The organism is Kribbella sp. VKM Ac-2569 (assembly GCF_004216905.1).
GTDB lineage: Bacteria > Actinomycetota > Actinomycetes > Propionibacteriales > Kribbellaceae > Kribbella.
Map to the genome: position 1 here is coordinate 232,349 of NZ_SGXJ01000001.1, position 19,915 is coordinate 252,263.

The 19,915-nt window shown below is 68.3% G+C and carries 18 protein-coding genes; 10 read left to right on the forward strand and 8 right to left on the reverse strand.

All coding sequences use genetic code 11. The features are described 5' to 3' along the window. Positions 1-167: 167 nt before the first annotated feature. The gene (locus EV649_RS01060; protein ID WP_130379548.1) at positions 168-809 is read left to right on the forward strand and encodes a TIGR03085 family metal-binding protein; all 642 of its coding nucleotides are present in this window, start codon (positions 168-170) and stop codon (positions 807-809) included. Here the strand turns inward: EV649_RS01060 and EV649_RS01065 are convergent. The 4 genes from EV649_RS01065 to EV649_RS01080 form a co-directional block, all read right to left on the reverse strand. Beyond that, positions 795-1,376 carry a VTT domain-containing protein gene (locus EV649_RS01065; RefSeq protein WP_130379550.1) on the reverse strand — a complete coding sequence of 194 codons (582 nt, stop codon included), beginning with the start codon at positions 1,374-1,376 and terminating at the stop codon, positions 795-797. The two genes, EV649_RS01060 and EV649_RS01065, sit on opposite strands and share 15 nt — an antisense overlap. Then, a complete protein-coding gene (locus EV649_RS01070; protein ID WP_130379552.1) occupies positions 1,373-2,137 on the reverse strand; it encodes an MBL fold metallo-hydrolase in 765 nt (254 codons plus the stop codon). Before EV649_RS01070 ends, EV649_RS01065 begins: the two co-directional genes overlap by 4 nt. A 3-nt stretch (positions 2,138-2,140) precedes the next feature. Further along, positions 2,141-4,240: an alkaline phosphatase family protein gene (locus EV649_RS01075; RefSeq protein ID WP_130379554.1), complete on the reverse strand. Its 2,100-nt coding sequence runs from the start codon at positions 4,238-4,240 to the stop codon at positions 2,141-2,143. Between the two features lie 68 nt (positions 4,241-4,308). Next, a complete protein-coding gene (locus tag EV649_RS01080) occupies positions 4,309-5,607 on the reverse strand; it encodes a family 43 glycosylhydrolase (protein WP_130379556.1) in 1,299 nt (432 codons plus the stop codon). A 172-nt stretch (positions 5,608-5,779) separates the two neighbouring features. Between EV649_RS01080 and dacB the strand changes: the two genes are divergently transcribed. From dacB to EV649_RS01105, 5 genes are all read left to right on the forward strand, one after another. Beyond that, a complete protein-coding gene (gene dacB / locus EV649_RS01085) occupies positions 5,780-7,333 on the forward strand; it encodes a D-alanyl-D-alanine carboxypeptidase/D-alanyl-D-alanine-endopeptidase (RefSeq protein WP_241997641.1) in 1,554 nt (517 codons plus the stop codon). Between the two features lie 40 nt (positions 7,334-7,373). Continuing rightward, the gene (locus EV649_RS01090; RefSeq protein WP_130379558.1) at positions 7,374-8,327 is read left to right on the forward strand and encodes a GNAT family N-acetyltransferase; all 954 of its coding nucleotides are present in this window, start codon (positions 7,374-7,376) and stop codon (positions 8,325-8,327) included. After that, positions 8,324-9,307 carry a GNAT family N-acetyltransferase gene (locus tag EV649_RS01095; RefSeq protein ID WP_241997642.1) on the forward strand — a complete coding sequence of 328 codons (984 nt, stop codon included), beginning with the start codon at positions 8,324-8,326 and terminating at the stop codon, positions 9,305-9,307. Before EV649_RS01090 ends, EV649_RS01095 begins: the two co-directional genes overlap by 4 nt. A gap of 93 nt (positions 9,308-9,400) precedes the next feature. Continuing rightward, complete coding sequence (locus EV649_RS01100; protein WP_130379560.1) at positions 9,401-9,994, forward strand: ArsR family transcriptional regulator; 594 nt, start codon at positions 9,401-9,403, stop codon at positions 9,992-9,994. Beyond that, entirely contained in the window at positions 9,991-11,247 is a 1,257-nt protein-coding gene (locus EV649_RS01105) for an MFS transporter (RefSeq protein WP_130379562.1), read from the forward strand. Before EV649_RS01100 ends, EV649_RS01105 begins: the two co-directional genes overlap by 4 nt. Here the strand turns inward: EV649_RS01105 and EV649_RS01110 are convergent. Continuing rightward, positions 11,244-12,827 carry an MDR family MFS transporter gene (locus tag EV649_RS01110; protein ID WP_130379564.1) on the reverse strand — a complete coding sequence of 528 codons (1,584 nt, stop codon included), beginning with the start codon at positions 12,825-12,827 and terminating at the stop codon, positions 11,244-11,246. The genes EV649_RS01105 and EV649_RS01110 overlap by 4 nt on opposite strands. Next, positions 12,827-13,333, reverse strand: coding sequence for a MarR family transcriptional regulator (locus EV649_RS01115; RefSeq protein WP_130379566.1), 507 nt, complete (start codon positions 13,331-13,333; stop codon positions 12,827-12,829). Before EV649_RS01115 ends, EV649_RS01110 begins: the two co-directional genes overlap by 1 nt. Positions 13,334-13,510: 177 nt before the next feature. On the opposite strand from EV649_RS01115, the gene EV649_RS01120 reads away from it, so the two are divergent. Genes EV649_RS01120 through EV649_RS01130 form a run of 3 tightly spaced genes read left to right on the forward strand, consistent with a single transcriptional unit; the run spans position 13,511 to position 18,015 of the window. Then, on the forward strand, positions 13,511-15,148 hold the full coding sequence (locus EV649_RS01120; protein ID WP_130379568.1) for an AAA family ATPase: 1,638 nt from the start codon (positions 13,511-13,513) through the stop codon (positions 15,146-15,148). A gap of 6 nt (positions 15,149-15,154) precedes the next feature. Further along, complete coding sequence (locus EV649_RS01125; protein WP_130379570.1) at positions 15,155-16,498, forward strand: O-antigen ligase family protein; 1,344 nt, start codon at positions 15,155-15,157, stop codon at positions 16,496-16,498. Continuing rightward, positions 16,492-18,015 carry a right-handed parallel beta-helix repeat-containing protein gene (locus tag EV649_RS01130; protein ID WP_130379572.1) on the forward strand — a complete coding sequence of 508 codons (1,524 nt, stop codon included), beginning with the start codon at positions 16,492-16,494 and terminating at the stop codon, positions 18,013-18,015. The genes EV649_RS01125 and EV649_RS01130 overlap by 7 nt, the downstream gene beginning before the upstream one ends. A gap of 6 nt (positions 18,016-18,021) precedes the next feature. Here the strand turns inward: EV649_RS01130 and EV649_RS01135 are convergent, their stop codons facing one another. Both EV649_RS01135 and hisF read right to left on the reverse strand, forming a co-directional pair. After that, positions 18,022-18,519: a MarR family transcriptional regulator gene (locus EV649_RS01135; RefSeq protein WP_241997643.1), complete on the reverse strand. Its 498-nt coding sequence runs from the start codon at positions 18,517-18,519 to the stop codon at positions 18,022-18,024. Beyond that, a complete protein-coding gene (gene hisF, locus EV649_RS01140; protein WP_130379574.1) occupies positions 18,516-19,277 on the reverse strand; it encodes an imidazole glycerol phosphate synthase subunit HisF in 762 nt (253 codons plus the stop codon). The genes EV649_RS01135 and hisF overlap by 4 nt, the downstream gene beginning before the upstream one ends. 152 nt (positions 19,278-19,429) lie before the next feature. On the opposite strand from hisF, the gene EV649_RS01145 reads away from it, so the two are divergent. Further along, positions 19,430-19,903 (forward strand): hypothetical protein, encoded by a 474-nt coding sequence (locus tag EV649_RS01145; RefSeq protein WP_130379576.1) that lies wholly within the window; start codon positions 19,430-19,432, stop codon positions 19,901-19,903. Positions 19,904-19,915: the final 12 nt, after the last annotated feature.

Genomic DNA, 19,915 nt, shown 5'->3' on the forward strand with positions numbered 1-19,915 from the left:
CGGGTGACGCCGCCCTTGTCTGGGACGCGGGGGCCTGGGGGTCGCCTCCCAGATGGCGCAGTCGGGACAGGCAAGACACACTCCAGGGCAGTCAGGTGCATACACGGGACACAGGCATGACAACGATTGACATTCTGCCATTCCCTCCCGACAACTACGATCGAGTTGTGACCGACTACAGCCGGGTAGAACGACTCGCTCTGTGTGATCTGTTCGAGGAAGTCGGCCCCGCCGCTCCGACGCTGTGTGACGGCTGGGACGCCTACGACCTCGCAGTCCACCTGTACGTCCGGGAGGCGGACCCGATGGCGGGCCCCGGGATCATGATCCCGGCGCTCGCGGACACCACCGAGAGACGGATGCAGCGGGTCAAGGAGCGCTACGGCTTCGCGGAGGTCGTCGGCAAGGTACGCAACGGTCCGCCGCCGGTCTCGATCTACGCCCTGCCGAAGCTCGGGCACCAACTCAACACGACGGAGTACTTCGTCCACCACGACGACGTCCGCCGCGCGCAGGCGTCGTACGACGTCCGCGACCTTCCCGCCGAGCAGCAGGACGCCCTGTGGAAGGCGGTCCGGCTGGCGGCGAAGACGATGATGCGGAAGGCGCCGAGCGGCCTGGTGCTCAAACGGCCCGACGGTACGACGTCCGTCGTGAAGCGGCCGAACGAGAACGGTTCCGTCACCGTGACGGGCGAGCCCGGCGAACTGGTGCTGTTCTGCTTCGGGCGGCAACAGGTGGCCGACGTACAGCTGGACGGCGACGCGGAGTCGGTCGAGCGGCTCCGCAACGCGTCATTCGGAGTGTGATTTACGCCGGGCGCGCTGGATCAGGCTGCTGACAACGGTGGTGAGGATGACCAGCACGATCGCTGCCACCACGCCCTGCCACGGCTCGTCGAAGAGCGCGTAGCCGAGCAGTCCGATCGCCATGTAGACCGCCGCCCACAGCGACGACGCGAACAGGTCGACGAGCGCGAACCGCTCCCACTTGTACCCGGCGAGCCCGGCCGCGAGCAGCACCGGGACGCGGCCGCCCGGGATCAGCCGGGACGTGAGCAGCACGCTGATCTCGTGCTCGGCCAACCGCTCCCGGAGGGCGTCCAGCGACGCGTTGTCGCGCAACCACCCGATCCGCTTCGCCAGCCGTTCACCACCGAACCGGCATCCGGCGTACACGATCAGGTCGCCGATGTACGCCCCGGCCGCACCCGCGATCAGTACGCCGACCAGCCCGATCGGATTGCTGTGCGACGCCAGTACGGCGCCGGCCGACACCGCGGCGCCGGTCGGCAAGACGGGCAGCACCGCCCCGATCAGGACCGCTCCGGCGAGCGCGAACAAGTACCAGAGATCGAACTTGGTGTCGCCTGTCACGCAGGCACCTCGATCGACTCGCCCGGCACCAGAACCTCCACCTTCACCGCGGGATCCACCTCGGTCATCGCCGCCTTGAACCTGTCCCCCGGTGGCAGGAACAGCTCCGGTTTGACCCAGTCGAGGCCGATCGGCCAGAACGTCCCGAAATGTACCGGCACCGCCGTCGACGCACCGACCCGCCGTACCGCCTCGGCGGCGCGAACCGGGTCCAGGTGCCCCGGACCGAGCGACGGTCCCCATCCACCCACGGGCACCAGCGCGAGATCGATCGCACCGGTCTCGGCCGCGAGGTCGTCGTACAGATCGGTGTCGCCCGCGAACCAGACACTCGACGAGCCGTCGACCCGGTACCCGAGCGGCTGGGCGGCGTACGACGACCACGGCAGCCGCCGCTCGTCGTGGTGGGCCGTGACGGCGGTGATCTCGAGCGACCCGATCCGGACTTGATTGCCGGGCGCAACCTCGATGCAGCGGTCCGAGTACGTCGGCCCGCGGTCGGCATGAATGAGCTTGGCGGCACCGCGCGGCACGATCAACGCCGCGTCCGGCGCGATGAACGGCAGCGACGTGAGGTGCAGGTGGTCCGCATGCAGATGCGAGATCAGGACCGCGTCGCACTGCCCTGCCTCCACTGACGGCGTCGGTCCGCGGCGGCGGCGCAGGTGCGCGATCCGCGAGGTCAGCACCGGGTCGGTGAGGACCCGCGTGCCGTTCGCCTCGATCGTGGTGGTGGCGTGCCCCCACCAGGTCACTCGCACGCGTCAGGCCTCCACCTTCGACTCGACCGGCAGGTCCTTGCGCTGCCCCAGCTTCTCCAGCCAGCTGATGAGCACTTCGTGGACCGCGTCGGAGCCTACGGGAGGCTCGCTCAGCACCCAGCGACTCGGGTGCACCAGGACCGCCTCGGTCTGCCAGCCGCCGATCCCGCCGTGGCATCCGACCAGTTCCTCGAACGCCGCCACCTCGTGGGTGTACTCGTCCAGCCGGCTGACCACCACCAGGTCACCGTTGTGCGGCATCTCCGCCTGGTGGAGCAACGACGGCGCCGCGAGTTCGCCGTACGCCGACAATGGGTCCTCACCTTCCACCCGGCCGGAACGCAGGACCCGGACCCCGGCCCGTCCGATCGCGACCGGTCCCTCGGCGAGCGAGTCGACCACGACGAACCCGATCCCGGGATGGGTCGCGAGACCCGGGATCAGCTTCGGGTGCAGCAGCTCGATCTCCTCCAGCGGCACCCGGCCGGGCGTCGTCGCGAGGTAGATCAGCGCCAGGTTGCCGGACGCGGTGACGACCATCTGCTCGTCCGCGGCGATCTTCGGCTCGCAGTCCTTCGGGCCGAGTTCGACCTCGCCGGTCTTCACGTGCAGCGCCTTCCGGGTGACGGTTCCGGCCACGCTCCGGCGCATGCTCAGCTCGGTCAGGAACGCGTTCACCGGGCCCCAGCCCTCGGACTTGCCGACCGCCGCGACCGGCTCCTTGGCGGTGTCGACGAGGTCGTCGACCACCTCGGCGAGCGTCCGGCCGTAGCGCTGCAGGAACGTCGCGCCCTGACTCTGGCCGTGATCCGACAGCACGACGATCTCGTACGAGTGCGGGAGGATCTCGATGATCCGCTGCAGCGCGCCGAGCACCCGGTCGAGACCTTCGAGGGTCTGCAGCGACTCGGCGCGGGTCGGGCCGGCGTGGTGCGCGACCTCGTCGTAGTCGACGAAGTCGCAGTAGATGGCCGGCGTGCCCTTCACCAGCTCGTCGGTGATCAGCGAGACGTTCAGGTCGCGGAGCAGGACGTTGCTGATCGCCCGCAGGAAGATGTACGACCCACCCCGCTTGACCCGCGGAACCAGGTGGCGGACCCGCTGTCGCCTGGCCTGGTGCAACTCCTTCACCATCTCGGCAACACACAGCACCAGACCGCGGGTGGCGCCCTGCGGACTGGAGAAGAACCGGACGTAGCCGCGGCTGCGGCTGTTCGGCAGGCCGGCCCGGCTGAACACCAGCTCGCACCGGTCCGCGTCACCGGACCAGTTGTTGCTGATGCTGACGCCGCCGTCCGCGAGCAGGCCGCGGCCGGTGGACATCCGGGCCTCGATCTCCGCCGCGTCCCGGCCGCGGTTGGTGACCATCACCCGGCCGGTCTCTTTCTCGTACCACCGGAACGCCGGGATGTGCCGGGAGCCGCCGTGCAGGATCCCGGCCTGGCTGGCCGGCGTGGTGGCCGGTACGCCGGTGTGCCAGGCGAGCATCGAGTGCTTGCCGTCCCGGATCCAGCCGCCGAGGTTCGGCAGGTTGCCGGCCAGCACCATCCAGTTCAGCAGCGGCGCGGACAGGCCGTCGATCTGGATGATCAGCATCCCGGTCTTCGGCGCGGGCTGGATCCGCCGGGCGCGGCGGTGCACGCCCCGCATCACCTCCGCGACGTACGCGTCGTCACTGCCCGCGTACGCGACCCAGCCGACGAAGGCGCTCACCGAGGACATCACGATCGAGACCATCAGCGGCGCCTCGACGCCGCCGTGCAGGTTCACGCCGGGATCGACGGTGATCGCGAGGTATACGACCCCGAACTGCGACAGCAGGCCACCGACCAGGACGCCGAGCGACCCGATCAGCACCGCGATCCCGGCGAGGATCCAGCGGATCAGCACCGAGAACACCGCCAGCAGGACGACCAACCGGAGGATCGGGAGCCGGCCGTCGCTGCTGATCTGCGGGAGCAGCCAGAACGTGATCACCAGCGAGATCAGTGACAGCAGGCCGCCGACGAACATCGCCTGCAGGCCGCGTCCGGTGCGGCGCAGGTCCAGCCACACCGGACGTCCACGCCGGTTCTCGGACACCTGTTCTGGTGGTTTCGCCATCGCCTGCTTCTTGCTCCCCGTTCCGTCTCGCCGTGCAGGTACGAGAGTACGGGGTCACGCAGACGGATCTACTGCACCTCGAGGTAGTCGACCTCCGTGTACAGGTCGCCCTTCGTCAGACGGATCGTGTTCCAGCCGGCGTTGAGCGTGACGGAGACCGAGCTCTGCTGCCAGTTGTCCCAGCCGGTGACCGGATAGCTGACCGACCCGGCGTTGTTGCCGTTGACAACGAGACCGTGGCTCGCCGTGGATGCCGAACCGTTGGCGTACCCGACGTGCAGCGTGTAGCCGCCCGCAACCGGCGCGAACACCGTGTTCTCCACCCACGAGTCGGCGTAGTCGATGTACGCGACCACCTTCCCGTCGGACGCGCCGGCCGCGTTGGACCGTACGACGCAGTTGTTCAGCGTCCCGCGCTCCGCCTCGTACCGGACCCGGCTCCCGCGCACCACCGGGTAGTCGTTGGCCCACCCGACGTCAGCGACGTACAGGTGCCGCCCGCCGTTCACCCAGCCGTGGACGAACACCTTGTCCCCGACGAAGTCCGCGCCACCCGGCCCGCAGACGTGGCTGTCGAACGTCGCCGTCGTCATCAACGGCCGGTACGCCGTGGTCCACGGCCCGCTCAGACTCGTCGAGGTCGCGTACGACGTCAGGTAGTTGCAGTCGTTGTAGCCGCCGCCGGAGAAGAACAGGACGTACTGGCTGCCGCGCTGGACGAGATCCGGCGCCTCGATCACACCGCTCGACGTGAGCATCGCGGTGTTGCCGCCGACCAGGCTCTGACCGTTGTTCGCCGTACGGGTCAGCCAGAGCGTCGACGGCTGGCTGATGGCGTTGCCGTCGTTCTTCCAGACGAGATACCGGGTGCCGTCGTTCGCCACGAACGTGTTCGCGTCGATCGCGCCGCCCAGGTCGAGCGGGCAGATCAACGGCGCCGTACCGACCGGCTGGAACGGGCCGAGCGGATTCGTGGCGGTGGCGACGCCGATGCACTGGCGGCCGGAGGCTTTGTGCCAGGCGGTGTAGGTGAGGGTGTAGGTGCCGTCGGAGTTCGGGTAGACGTCCGGCGCCCAGGTGCGGCCGGGCTGGGCCCAGGCGCTGGACGGGCCGCCGGGCATCGCGTCGCCGCGGACCGTCCACGGCCCGTTCGCGCTCGGGGCGGTCGCGACCGGGAGGGTGCCGCGGCTGCCGTTGGTCGCGTACGCGTACCAGGTGCCGTTCTGCTCGAAGACGTCCGGGTCGGGGAAGTTCTCGCCGATGATCTCGCTCGGGAAGACCGCCGCTGTGGTCGCGGCGTGGACCGCGGGCGACAGGAAGGCGGAGAGGCTGAAGACGGCCAGAGCGGCCGCCAGAAGTCGTCGCATGTGTGACTCCTCAGGTGGGGGCGGATACCTGTGAGAGGAACTTTTCCATCGATTCACCTGAATATCACCCCTCCACCTCTTCTTTCTTCAATTGCACCGATCCCTGGACCCGAGGGACTGCGAGGTGTTGACTCCCGCTAGTTGGTTTCCGCCAGGGGTGAGGGAGTGTCTCGTGAGTCGTTTACCGAGAGGGATGGTCGCCGCGGTTGCTGCGGTCGCGGCCGCTGTGGGTGGGGTTGTGACACAGTCCGTCGCCGCGCCCACCGCCGTACAAGCAACGGCTTTGCAGCAAAGGCTCGACGGGCTGCTGAACGACAGCCGGTACGACGGATCGCAGGTCGCGCTCGTGGTCCGCGACGCGACCACCGGCGAGACGCTGTACGACCGGAACGGCGGCCAGCGGATGCTGCCCGCGTCGAACACCAAGCTGTTCAGCTCGACCGCCGCGATGCACGCCCTCGGCCCGTCGTACCGCTTCCACACCGACGTACTCGCCGGCGCACCCGTCCGCGGTGGACAGCTGCTCGGCAACCTCTATCTCAAGGGGTACGGCGACCCGACCGCACTCGAGTCGGACTACGCGGCACTGGCGAAGCAGCTCAAGGCAGCGGGCGTACGGCGGGTGTACGGCGACCTGATCGCCGACGACACGTACTTCGACCACGTCCGTCTCGGTGACAGCTGGGCCTGGGACGACGAGCCGTTCTACTACAACGCGCAGATCTCCGCGCTCACCCTCGCCCCGGACACGGACTACGACTCCGGTACGGCGATCGTCGAGAGCCGACCCGGTGCGGCCGCCGGCGCGCCGGTCCAACTCGATCTCGTGCCGGCGAACGGTGTGATCAAGCTGGTGAACACGGCGACGACCGGCGCGGCGGGCTCGTCGAACACGCTGAGCATCGAGCGTGACCACGGCACCAATGTCGTCCGGGTGACCGGCTCGGTACCGCTGGGTGCTTCGACGGGTGAGGAGTGGGTGACCGTCTGGGAGCCCGAGCTGTACGCCGCCGACGTGTTCCGGCGCGCGTTGTCCGCCCAGGGAATCTCGGTCAGCGGCGGGATCAAGAACGCTGCCACCCCGGCGAGCGCGACGCGCCTGGCTCGGGATGAGTCGATGACGGTCGGCGAACTGATGACGCCGTTCCTGAAGCTCTCGAACAACATGCACGCCGAGACGCTCGTCAAGGCGATGGGCGCGGTCGTCGAGGCGGACGGCTCCTGGTCCGCCGGGCTGGGCGTGGTCACCGACTACGCGAAGAGCATCGGCGTCGACACCAGCCGCATCCGGCTCTCCGACGGTTCCGGCCTTTCCCGCAAGGTGAACGTGACCGCCGACTCGATCACCGACGTACTGATCGGTGCGCAGCAGGAGCCCTGGTGGAAGCAGTGGTACGACGCGCTGCCGATCGCGGGGAACCCGGAGCGGTTCGTCGGCGGCACGCTGCGCAGCCGGATGCAGAACACACCAGCGGCCAACAACCTGCACGGCAAGACCGGCTCGCTCACCGGCGTCACTTCGCTGTCCGGGTACGTGACGAACAAGGACGGCCGCAAGCTGGTGTTCTCGATGATCAGCAACAACTACCTGGTCAGCCCGCGCTCGATCGAGGATGCCGTCGGCGTCACGCTCGCGTCCTGGTCCGACACAGCGCCGCCCGCGACCGTGTCCACCTTGAGGACCGCTCAGACGACCTGTGAGCTGGAGTGGGACAAGGCCTGTTAATGCCTTGGACAGTACGGCGGTCGTTCATCACCATGTGGGAATGACCGCCGTACTGCCAGACGCCTACACCGTCCGTCCGCCGATGCTGGAGGACGCGCAGGCGGTCCTCGAGCTGGTGTCCGACTACAACACCTCGGTGGTCGGTTTCGCCGACTACACCCTGGACGACGCCCAGGACGAGCTCACCGAGCCCGGCTTCGACCCCGTGACCGACGGCTGGCTGGTGTTCGACGACGGCCGGCTGGTCGGGTACGGCTCGATCTTCGGCAAGGGCGATCATCGTCAGCTCGACCTCGATGTCGTCACCACCGACCCCGTCGTGGAGCGTTACCTGCTCGACCGGCTCGAGCGCCGGGCGGCCGAGATCGCCACGCAGCACGGGCACCCGGCAGTGCAGGTCGACATCGTCAACTACCAGGCCGACAAGGCCCGCGAGGAACGCCTCGCCGGCTACGGGTTCGAGCGCGGCACGATCTTCCACCGGATGCGCATCGACCACGACGGGACGGTGCCGACGCCCGCGGTTCCGGCCGGAGTCACGGTACGGCGGGGTGCCCCGGACGAGGCGAGCCGTCGGGCGGCGCACGACGTGATGAATGCCAGCTTCGCGGGGCAGTTCGGGTTCTCGCCGCGCTCGTACGAGGAATGGCACGCTTCGCTGGAGAACTTCTCGGCGTTCGACTGGTCCCAGCTGACGGTGCTCGAACTGGACGGCGAGGTGGTCGCGATGCAGCTGTGCAACGACCAGTTCGTCGAGGACGAGAACTGCGGCTACGTCGGCCGGCTCGGCGTACTCGAGAAAGCTCGCGGGAAGGGCCTCGCCAAGTTCCTCCTGCGCGACCAGTTCGCGCTCGACGCGGCCGCCGGGCGGACCGGCACGATCCTGCACGTCGACACCAACAACCCGACACCGGCGCTCGGCGTCTACCTGTCGGTCGGCATGCAGGCCACCCTGGTGATGGAGGTCTGGCGGCGCGAGGTGACCGCTGCGTGAGCCTGCCCGCCGGCTACACCGTTCGGCCGATGCGGCAGGAGGACGCCGCGCTGATCGCGGAGCGGTCCGGTGTCTACACGGCGGCGCTGCTCGGTTTCCCGAAGCACAGCCCGGAGGATGTCGCCAACTATCTCCGGGATCCCGGCATCGACCTGGCGACCGACGCCTGGGTTGTGCTCGGCCCGGACGGCGACTTCGCCGGCTCAGCCACCGCCGTCCCGATCACCGGCGGCACCCACCTGAATCTCGACATCCTCAGCGAGAACCCGGCCGTCCTCAGCTGGCTGCTCGACCAGGTCGAGCACCGAGCCGCAGAGGTCGCCCGGCACGAGGTTGTGGTGCGGGTCGGTGTCATCAGGCAGGACGACCGCCTGGCTGCTGTTGTCGCTGCCCGCGGGTTTGCAGTTGGTACGTCGACGCACCGGATGCGCATCTCCTTCGACGGCCCGATCCCACCACCCGCCGTACCGGAGGGCGTCGTCGTACGGCGCGGCGCTCCGGACGAGGCGAGCCGCCGGGCGGCGCACGGCGTACTGATGGAGGCCTTCGCGGACCAGCCGGGGACGCTGCCGCGGCCGTTCGAGGACTGGGCCGCGTCGCGGGAGAGCCGGTCGACGTTCGACTGGTCGCAGGTGACGGTCGTCGAGGTCGACGGCCGGGCAGTCGGGATGACCGAGTGCAACCACAACTTCGTCAGCACCGACAACTGCGGGTACGTCGGGCGGCTCGGCGTCATACCGTCCGCACGCGGCCGCGGACTGGCCAAATTCCTGCTCCAGAACGCATTCGCAGTCGATGCCGCCGCCGGCCGCACCGGCACAATCCTCCACGTCGACGCAGGCAACCCCACACCAGCAGTCGCCCTCTACACCAACGCCGGCATGCACCCAGACCTAACCAGCGACATCTGGACGCGGACCGTCCGTAACGACAGGACGTGGTCGTCCTCGACGCCTCCCCACCGGCTGTTCCCCGCCTGAACGCCCATCCGGAGCCCGCCCCGAGCGGACTACCTCCTGTCGTTAGCAGCTCCACCCTTGCTCTCGAGAGATCTGAGAGACTACTCTCGAAACATGTCTCTCAGAAATCCGTACGGCGATTTCGAGATCACCGACCCGCAGGCGATGCGGGCGCTGGCTCACCCGGTTCGGCTCGCCGCACTCAGCTACCTGCAACGCCACGGTCCCGCGACCGCCACTCAACTGTCCGAGCACGTCGGCGCCTCCCCTTCGGTGACCAGCTGGCACCTGCGGCACCTCGCGGGCTTCGGGCTGGTCAACGACGGTCCGCCGCCGAGCGGGTCCGACCGGCGCCAGCGCTGGTGGTACGCGGTCGCCAAGGGGTTCCGGTACGAGATGCCGGACACCCCGGAAGGCGCCGAGGCTGGCCGGCTGCTGCGCGCCGAGGTCATGAACCAGGCGCTCGAGGCGGCCCAGACCTGGCTCGTCGACACGGAGCCGAACCTCGAGCCGGAGTGGAGCCGTCGGGCCGGATCCGCGAACACCCTGCTGGTCATCACCACTGCCGAAGCAGAGGCCATCGAGTCGGCGATCGAGCAACTGCTCGCCCCGTACATCAAGCGCTACGGCACCGACGAGGTACCGGACGAGGCCCGCCCGGTTCGACACATCCGTCTGTCTCTGCCCGAAGCACTGGATTCCGAATGAAGACGCTCGCCGCCACGAGCCTTTGGCGCGACAGGAGATTTCGAACGTTCTGGTCCGCGCAGGGCGTCTCCGAGTTCGGCGATCGGATCACCGAGCTCGCCCTGCCGCTGATCGCGGTCACGATGCTCAATGCCTCCCCCAGCCAGGTCGGCTTCCTGACCGCAGCCGTGTGGCTGCCGAACCTCGCGTCACTGTTCATCGGCACCTGGGTCGACGGCCGGCGCGACAAACGACCGCTGATGATCGCCGCCGATCTGACCCGCTGTGTCGTGCTGCTCTCGCTACCGGTCGCCTACTGGTTCGATCTGCTTGCCCTCGGCCACCTTTATGCGATCGCGATCCTGGCCGGCACGGCTCATGTCGTCTTCACCACCGCCTATGTGTCGTTCTTCGTCCGGCTGGTGGATCGGGACCAGTACCTGGAGGCGAACAGCAAGCTGTCCGCGACGCGGTCGATCTCGTTCATGGGCGGGCCGGCTGTCGGCGGTCTGCTGGTGCAGTGGCTGACGGCGCCCGTCGCGATCGTCGTCGACGCGCTCACGTTCGTGATCTCGGCCGTACAGCTCAGCCGGCTGAAGGTCGAACCAAGCGTGCCGGACGAGTCGAGCGAGCCGCTGCTTCGCCGGGCCCGCGCCGGGATGCGGTACGTGCTCAAGCACCCGTACATCCGCCGCAGCCTGGGATGTGCGACCACGGTGAACTTCTTCAACCTGATGAGCACAGCATTGCTCGTGCTGTTCGCGAGCCGGAACCTCGAGCTGTCCGCCGGGACGATCGGTCTGGCCTTCGGGATCGGCGCATCCGGCGGTCTGCTCGGTGCGGTTACCGCGTCTCCGCTCAGCCGCCGCTTCGGTGCAGGTCCGGTGATCGCGGCCGGCGCCATCATTTTTCCGGGCTCGATCGCGATCGCCGCATTGGCCGACGGTCCGACCTGGGCCAAGGCCGTCCTGCTTGCGGTGGCCGAGTTCATCGGGGCGTTCGCGGTGATGTGCTTCGACGTACCGCTGAACTCCCTGCAGGCGGCGGTTGTCCACGACCACATGCGCAGCCGGGTCGCGGGTGCGTTCAGCAGCATCAACTACGGCATCAGGCCGCTCGGTGCGGTCGTCGGAGGGTTCCTCGGCACCTGGATCGGTGTCCGCGAAACCCTCCTCGTCTCCGCCGCCGGCGGCCTACTCGCCGTACTCTGGCTGATCGGCTCCCCCATCATCCGCACCCGCGAACTATCCGGCCTTGAACCACCCGAGCTCTAGTCCTCGATCACGTCGACCTTGGCGACGGTCGTACGGAGGGGGACCTCCTTGATAAACACGACCGCGAGCAGGCTCACCACCGCACAGGCGGCGGCGATCAGGAAGATCCGACCGGTCGCGTCGCCGTACGCGTGCCGGACCAGCTCGGCCAGCTGCGGCGGCAGGTGGTTGACGTCCAGCAGACTCGTACCGCCGGAACCACCCTCCTGCAACTTCCTGGCGGCCTCGGCACCACCCGGACCGCTGGCCTGCAGACCGTCGACGATCAGGTCCTTCACTCGGACGGCCAGGACAGCACCCAGTGCGGAGACACCGACCGCACCACCCAGGCTGCGGAAGAACGCGACGGTCGCGGACGACGCGCCGATCTGCGTGACGTCGACGGTGTTCTGTACGGCGAGCACGAGGTTCTGCATCGTCATACCCATGCCGAGGCCCATCGCGAGCATGCCGAGCCCGACGAACCAGTACGGCGAGGTGTGGTCGATCGTGCCGAGGATCAGCAGACCGCCGAGCAGCAGTACGCCGCCCGCGACCAGGTACCGCTTCCACTTGCCGTAGCGGGTGATCAGTTGACCGGAGCCCGCCGAGCCGACGAACGAACCGAGCATCATCGGGATCGTCAGCAGGCCGGCCTCGGTCGGGCTGTAGCCGCGGGCGATCTGGAAGTACTGACCGAGGAACAGCGCGCTGCCGAACATCGCGACGCCGACCGCGAGGCTGGCGACGATCGCCAGCGCCGTCGTCCGCTCCCGCACGACCTTCAGCGGGACCAGCGGCTCGGCCACCCGGTTCTCCACCACGACGGCGAGGAAGCCGAACAGCAAGGTGCCACCAACGAACAACGCGGACTGCCACGACATCCAGGCGAAGTCCGAGCCGGCGAAGGTGACCCAGAGCAGCGGCAGGCTCGCCGTGATGCTGATCAGCACCGCGCCGAGGTAGTCGATCCGGACCTCACGCTTCAGTACCGGCAGGTGCAGGTACTTCTGCAGGATCACCAGGCTGACCACGGCCAGCGGGACGCAGACGTAGAAACACCAGCGCCACCCGAGCCACGAGGTGTCGACGATGACGCCGCCGATGAGCGGGCCGCTGACGGTCGCGACCGCCATGACGGCGCCCATGTAGCCGGAGTACCGGCCCCGCGACCGGGGTGGGATCGCGGCGCCGATGATGGCCTGGGCGAGCGCCATCAGACCGCCCATCGCGAGACCCTGCAGCACCCGGGCGCCGATCAGGAACGTCACGTTGTGAGACAGGCCGGCCAGCGCCGAACCGATCACGAAGATCGAGATCGCGAGCTGGACCAGCAGTTTCTTGCTCATCAGGTCCGAGAGCTTGCCCCAGATCGGGGTGGACACCGTGGTGGCCAGCAGGCTCGCGGTGAGGACCCACGTGTACTGCGTCTGGGAGCCCTCGAGATCGGCGATGATCGTCGGCAGCGCATTGCTGACGATCGTCGAGCTCAGCATCGCCGTGAACAGCGCGGCGAGCAGGCCGATCAGGATCTCGAGGATCTCACGGTGGGTGAGTTCCGGCGCACTGGGCAGTTGGCGCCGGGTCTCGGTGACAGTCATCAGTCTCCAGTCTTGGGGTTACGCCTCACGACCTTGTTGGCCTCGATGATGGCGCCGGCGACCCGCTGCATGGTGGCTGCGGCCGCGGTCATCGCGTCGTCGTCGAGGTCCGCAAGGGCGGTTCTCAGTTGCCGGGTGTAGGACGAATAGAGCGCCTCGAGCTGGGCCTTGCCCTGGGACGAGAGGCTGACCAGCCCCACGCGGGCATCGGCCGGGTCAGGCCGACGGCTCACCAGTCCGTCGGCTTCCAGCGCGGTCAACTGCCGGCTCACCACCGACGCGTCGACGCCGAGCTTGGCGGCGATCTCGCCGCCGCGCTGCTCGCCGTCCTTCATCAGCACCTTGAGCACACTCGCGTCGGAACGGCGCAGTCCGCCGTCGCCGGTCAGGTGCCGGTGCTCGATACACCGCACGGCGCGCACCAGGGAGCTGACTCCTTCGAGCAGCTCCTGGGCGGCCGCATCCCGCTCTACCCCCGGGACGAGGGGTTGCTGAGCTAGTTGCATAACCCAACTATATACTCCGATAGTTGGTTTCTGCAACCATATGCGCTGATCGGCGGCGGACGATCACGAAGAGTGCCGGATGCCCAGCTGTGGTGACAGGCCGCCTATCATCATGACAAGGGGGCACACTGCTGGGGCGGTGCACCGAGGTCCAGGGGAGCGACTGAGGTGGGGGCCATGAAGGCCACCAGAATCGATCAAGGGCGGTTCGAGCCGACCGTCTTCGGCGCCGTGCGCCGCTACAGCGCCATGGTGCTGCTCATCGGGGTGCTGATGGCCGCGGCGGCGGTGAGTTACACCTTGGTGCAAGTGCAGGTCTACCGCGCCACTGCCACCATCACCGTGCCGCAGAGCACGCTGGCCCACGACGAGAACCCCGACCAGTACTTCGACAGTCAAGTGCTGCTCATGCAGTCCCAGCAGGTCGCCGACCGCGCCGCCGCCATCGCCAATGCGACCCTGAACGGCAACGTCCTCTCCCTCGGCGACTTCGCCGGCGAGGGCAGGTCACTGGAGATCACGCCGCCGGCGCAATCCGCACCGGGAGCCTTCGGCTCCAGCATCGTCACCGTGTCGTTCACCTGGCCGAACGCCCGGGTCGCACAGATGGGTGTCAACGCGGCGCTCCAGGCCTTCGACGAGGAACGAGCCGCCGGAATCCTCGCTCAGGGCGCGGACGCGGTCGCCGCGGTCGATCGAGCTATCCAGGACTCCCGGACCCAAGGCCAGCGCATCGAGCTGCTGAAGCAGCGAACGCAGGCTCTGGTCGACGTGCAGCTAGACCTGGCCACCCATCCGACCGTGGCGTGGGCCCCGGAACCGCAACTGCCGGTCAACAGCAGCTCCAAGAGATCCGGTGCTGTCGGTCTGCTTGCCGGCCTCGTACTCGGTGCCGTGCTGGCGTATCTGCGCGCGGCCCGCCACCGATGCCTCGACGACCGGCTCGACCCGGTGGCGATCTACGATGCGCCGCTGATCGGTGACGTTCCATCGACAGGCAAGAACCGGATCCTGCCGGGCTTCGCGGCCGCCTCCGATCCGCTGCCGATGGTTGTCCACCCGCAGTCCGCGGCCGCCGAGGCGTTCCGGTTCACCGCGGCATCGGTCGAGCGGATCCGGACGGCTCGGGACGAGCAACTCGCCGTCGTCTTCGTCTCGGCGGACAGCGGTGACGGCCGCAGTACGGTCGTGGCCAACGTCGCACTCGCCGCCGCCGAGAGCGGTACGCCGGTGATGGTGGTGGACGCCGACGCTGCCTGGGGGACGCTGACCGAACTGCTGCTTCCAGGCAGCGAACCGACCGATGGCTTCGAGCAGGTGGTAGCCGGCCGGAGTCTGATGTCCGACTGCATCGAGGCCAGTCCGTTCAACGGCGACATCACCGTTCTCCCGGCCGGGCCTACCCGGACGAAGCGAACCACCGGCACGGCGTACGCACACGCGGTGGAGCGAGTGATCGCCGAGGCGAAGGCCTCCTTCGACCTCGTCCTGATCGACAGTCCCGCCGTACTGCGGATGGCGAACGCTGTCGAGCTGGTGAACGACTCCGACGCGGCCATCATCGTTCTCGGCCCGGACGAGTTGGTCAGCGATCACGTCGCTGTGGTCGAGCGGCTGGATCAGGTCGAGTCGAACGTCGTCGGTTACGTCTACCGGCGTCCCGGCCGGACACCCAGGTTCGTCCGCCGGTTACGTGCGCGGACCACCGGCCGGACTGCCGGCCCGCCCAGACTGGCGCTCGCGCCGTCGGCACCCCGGTTCGCGTTCCAGCCTGCCAAGGAGCCGCGATCGACGGCACGCCTGCCGCGGGACTGAGGCGAGATGTCCTCGGCACTGCGCCGCACGGGCGTCCAGCCGGGTCGCCTGTTCGATCTCTACGGCCGATTGCTCGGTCCGTTGCTGGCCGGGTACCTCCTGTTCGACCGGGCTTTCGCGTATGTCCATCTGCCCGGAAGTCCGCTGTTCGTCGCCGAGATGATGCTCGGGCTCGGCTCAGTCGCGGCTGTGACAGCCACTCGCCGTTTCCTCCTCCCGGTCAGCAATGAGCCCGTCCTCGCGTGGCTCGCCGCGTTCGCACTCTGGGGGTTGATTCGCACGGTGCCCGGACTGGCCACCTACCAGCTGGACGCAGTGCGGGATGCGGCGCTGTGGTACTACTGCCTCTTCGCCTTCTTCGTCACTGCCGCCCTCACCACCTCGCCGGATCTGCTCGACCGGCTGATCGACCAGCTGACCAAGCTGATTCCGTGGCTGTTGCTGTGGCTCCCGCTGGGACTGCTGCTGGCACCCGTGGCCGCGGCCCCCCACGTGCCGTTCTCACCGGTGTCTGTGCTGTCACACAAAGCCGGGAGCACAGCGATCGCGGCACTGCTGGCGCTTGGATCCATGTGGCTCCTGCCCGGCACCCGCAGCCCTCGCAGCCGCGCAGGGTGGAGCACCCTCGCATTCCTGGTCCTCGCACTTGTAGCTACCCAGAACAGGGGTGGCCTGCTCGGCGCGGTCGCCGGCATGGCGGTGGGACTGGCGTTCATGCGTCACCGGCTCGGCCTCGTCGCTCGCGCGGTGCTCGTCGTGGGCGTCGGGTTGAGCGTGGCGACGCTGCTGTCGCTCCAGGTCCCGGTCAAGGGGTTGCAGGGACGAGCCTTCTCGGCGTCCCAACTGGTGGCCAACGTGGTGAGCCTCGGCGGCAAGGAATCACCCGGCAATCTGGGCGGCACCGTCGAGGGGCGTGAGCAACTGTGGTCGCGGATCCTCGACAAACAGATCGTGGACGGCCATCTGGCCGATGGGTCCGGATTCGGTCAGAACCTGGCCGCGGACGTCGGTGTGTACGACGCGGGCAAGGACACCTTGCGGAGCCCCCACAATTCCCACCTGCACATCATGGCCAGGCTGGGCGTGGCCGGTCTCTCGCTGTGGATCGCGCTGTGGGTGGCCTGGTACTGGCAGCTGATCGGGGGCTGCCGGCGCCTGGCCCGGGACGGTCTGCACACCAGGCGGCAGCTGGGTGTGCTCTCGATGATGGTCACCACCTCCGTGCTGGTGTCGTGCTTCTTCGATCCCCAACTGGAAGGACCTCAGGTGGCAGCGTTGCTGTGGACTTCGTTCGGAATCGGAGTGGCCGTCACCACCGCCAGGCCCTGGTTCGGCAGGACGTCATGGTGAACCTCGCGTCGGCCGTGGCCATCTGCATGTTGATGGCGCTGCCGACTGCCTGTAAGGGTGCGGACAACGAGACCGACTCCGTTCCGCCGAGCCGCGCCGGCCTCACCGGTCCGGTCGGCCCGGTCCCGAGATCCTGTGACGGCGTCGTAGTCGATCCGTCCGACAACATCCAATCCGTCATCGATGCGCACCCGGCCGGAACGACGTACTGCTTCTCCCCCGGCATGTACCGGCTGGAGCAACCGCTGCGGCCGAAGGAAGGCGACGCGCTCATCGGTCGCCAAGGAGCGGTCGTCAGTGGAGCGAGGGTGCTGACTGGCTGGCAGCAGCACGGAAACACGTGGTCCACCACGGGATTCCTGCCGACCGTTCCCGGCAACCATGGTGAGTGCCTGAAGTCTGTGCTGACGTGCGCGTACGCCGAGGACGTCTTCCTGGACAAGCACCGCCTGACGAGGGTCGAGTCGCCGGACGCAGTGACTCCAGGCACAGTGCATGCCGACTACCGTGCGAACACCATCACGATCGGCGACGACCCCAGACCCCACTTGGTCGAGCAGGCGGTCGCGTCCAGTCTCGTCCGCGCGACGGCCGACGACGTCACCGTCGCGAATCTCGTCCTCGAGCAGGCCGCCAACGAGGCCCAGGTCGCGGCCGTCGAGAGCCGCCAGGCGACGCCCCGGGAGTCGGGCTCCGGCTGGCGCATCCACAACAACGAGGTGCGCGGCAATCACGGCGCCGGCCTCGGCCTGGCCGGCCGCGCGGTCGTCACCGCCAACTTCGTTCACCACCAAGGCCAGCTCGGTTTCGGTGCCTGGGGCACGGGATCGGTTGTCAACAGCAACGAGATCTCGTTCAACGGAGTGGCCGGTTACTCGCCGGACTGGGAGGCGGGCGGCGGCAAGATCTGGCACACCGACAGTTACACCGTCACCCACAACGACGTCCACGACAACCTGGGCCCGGGGCTGTGGACCGATGGCGGCAACATTCGCACGGAGTACTCGGCCAACAAGATCACCGGCAACTGGGGAGCCGGGATCCAGCATGAGATCAGCTACGACGCCACCATCCGGGACAACGTGATCTCTGCCAACGGCAGCCGGCACAAGGGGTGGTCCTGGGAGGCAGGCATCCAGATCCAGTCGTCCGGTGGTACCGGACTGATCGAGGTGGCCGGCAACGTCGTCAGCGGCAATGCCAACGGCATCGCCCTCATCGAGAGCGGCCACCGAACGACCGAGGAACCCGCGCCGTACGGGCCGCACGTCGTCCGCAACATCCTCGTCCACGACAACCGCGTCACCATGTCGACCGGGCAGTCCACCGGAGCTGTCCAGGACATCGGCGACACAGCCGTCTTCACCGGGCGAAACAACCGCTTCGAAGCGAACACCTACTACCTGCCATCCCTCCCCGAGCCGCATTTCTTCTGGAACGACACCGAGCTGACCTGGGCGCGCTGGCGCGCCCTCGGGAACGATGTGAACGGACGGGCCGTCCGCACCACTCGGTGAAGGACCTCAGCCCAGGTCGCCGTTGAGGCGGGCGAGGAGGCGGCCTAGGTCGGCCAGGTCCGTGGGGTTCCAGCGGTCCAGGATGGCGCGGAACTCGGTCCGGCGCTGGGTGCGCATGGCCTCGTAGCGCTCGGCGCCGGTGGTGGTCAGGCGCAGGAGGCGGGCGCGGCCGTCGTCCGGGTCGCCGACGCGTTCGATCAGGCCGAGGTTCTCCAGCTGGGTGATGCCGCGGCTGACGGTGGACTTGTCGAGGCCGAGCACCTGCGCGACGTCGGACGCCCGTACGCCGGCGCTGCTACCGGTGCCCATCTCGATCTGGGAGATCAGCGCGTACCCGGCCGCGTCCATTTCCGGGTGCACGCGACGGGCGAGCCGCAGCGAGGCCGACCGTGACCGGCGGAACAGCGCCGACAGCTCCTGCTCGATGGCTGCGACCATCTGCTCCGACCGCTCAGCAGGCGAGGCCGGCTGGTTCGAGTGCTCGACCTCCGCGGGCGTGCTCACCGGACTACGATCCCGGCGTCGCGGAGCGCCTTCTTCACGTCGGCGATCCGGAAGTCGCCGAAGTGGAACACGCTGGCGGCGAGTACGGCGTCCGCGCCGGCCTCCACCGCAGGCGGGAAGTGCTCCGGCGCCCCGGCTCCCCCGCTGGCGATCAGCGGTACGTCGACCACCGCGCGGACCGCCTTGATCAGCTCGAGGTCGAACCCCTGCTTGGTCCCGTCGGCGTCCATCGAGTTCAGCAGGATCTCCCCCGCGCCCAGCTCACAGCCGCGCTGCGCCCACTCGATCGCGTCGAGCCCCGCCGACTTCCGGCCGCCGTGCGTGGTGACCTCGAACCCGCTCGGCTGCTCCGTGGCCCGCCGTACGTCGAGGGACAGCACCAGAACCTGGTTACCGAAGCGGTGCGCGATCTCCTGGATCACGTCCGGCCGCGCGATCGCGCCGGTGTTGATCCCGACCTTGTCCGCACCGGCGCGCAGCAGCCGGTCCACGTCACCCACCTCGCGCACCCCACCGCCCACGGTCAGCGGGATGAACACCTGCTCGGCAGTACGCCGGACAACGTCGTACGTCGTCTCGCGCGACCCCGACGACGCGGTGATGTCGAGAAAGGTCAGCTCGTCCGCACCCTCCGCGTCGTACACCTGCGCCATCTCGACCGGATCCCCGGCATCCCGCAGATCCGCGAAGTTGACGCCCTTCACCACCCGTCCGGCATCAACGTCCAGACAAGGAATCACCCGCACAGCAAGACTCACGCGGCAAGCCTAGCGTTCACCCGGAACCGATCAGCGCAAGCGACGGCGACGCGGACAGGCAATGGGGGGCTGTGAACCGGCAATTGCTTGTTCACAGACCCCGGCACGCCGGCCCACCACCAACCGCGTACCGTGAGCCGGGGGTGGGAACGATGGGCGGCGATCCAAAGGATCCTCTGGGCCCTGTCGCGGGCGAGGTCCAGCCAACGCCCGAAGACGAAGCGGCGCAGGCGGTGAGGCAGTGGCTCGACGACAACCCCATGCCCAACGCGGGCAGCGTTTGCCTTCTCCGTGATCACAAGACCGTCGTGGTCTATTGGAAAGGTGATCCGCCGGCTGAGCTGCAGCAATTCGTGGCACGTCAGCCAGTGCCGGTGACCATCCGCAACGCAACCTACAGCCGAGCCGAACTGGTGGCGGCCGCCAGATCCCTGATGGAAGCCAACAAAGGTGTCCTGAGCTCGGCCGGCCCGAACCACGACTTCTCCGGGGTCAGGATCACGTTCTGGTCCACGGCACCGCAGACCGCGCTGGCGGCAGTGCGAGCGCAAAGCGTGATACCGATCGAGTCCCACGGAGCCCTCGACATCAGGAACGCAGCCGACCGCTCCAGCTTCCCAGGCTGAGTGGGCGGGACA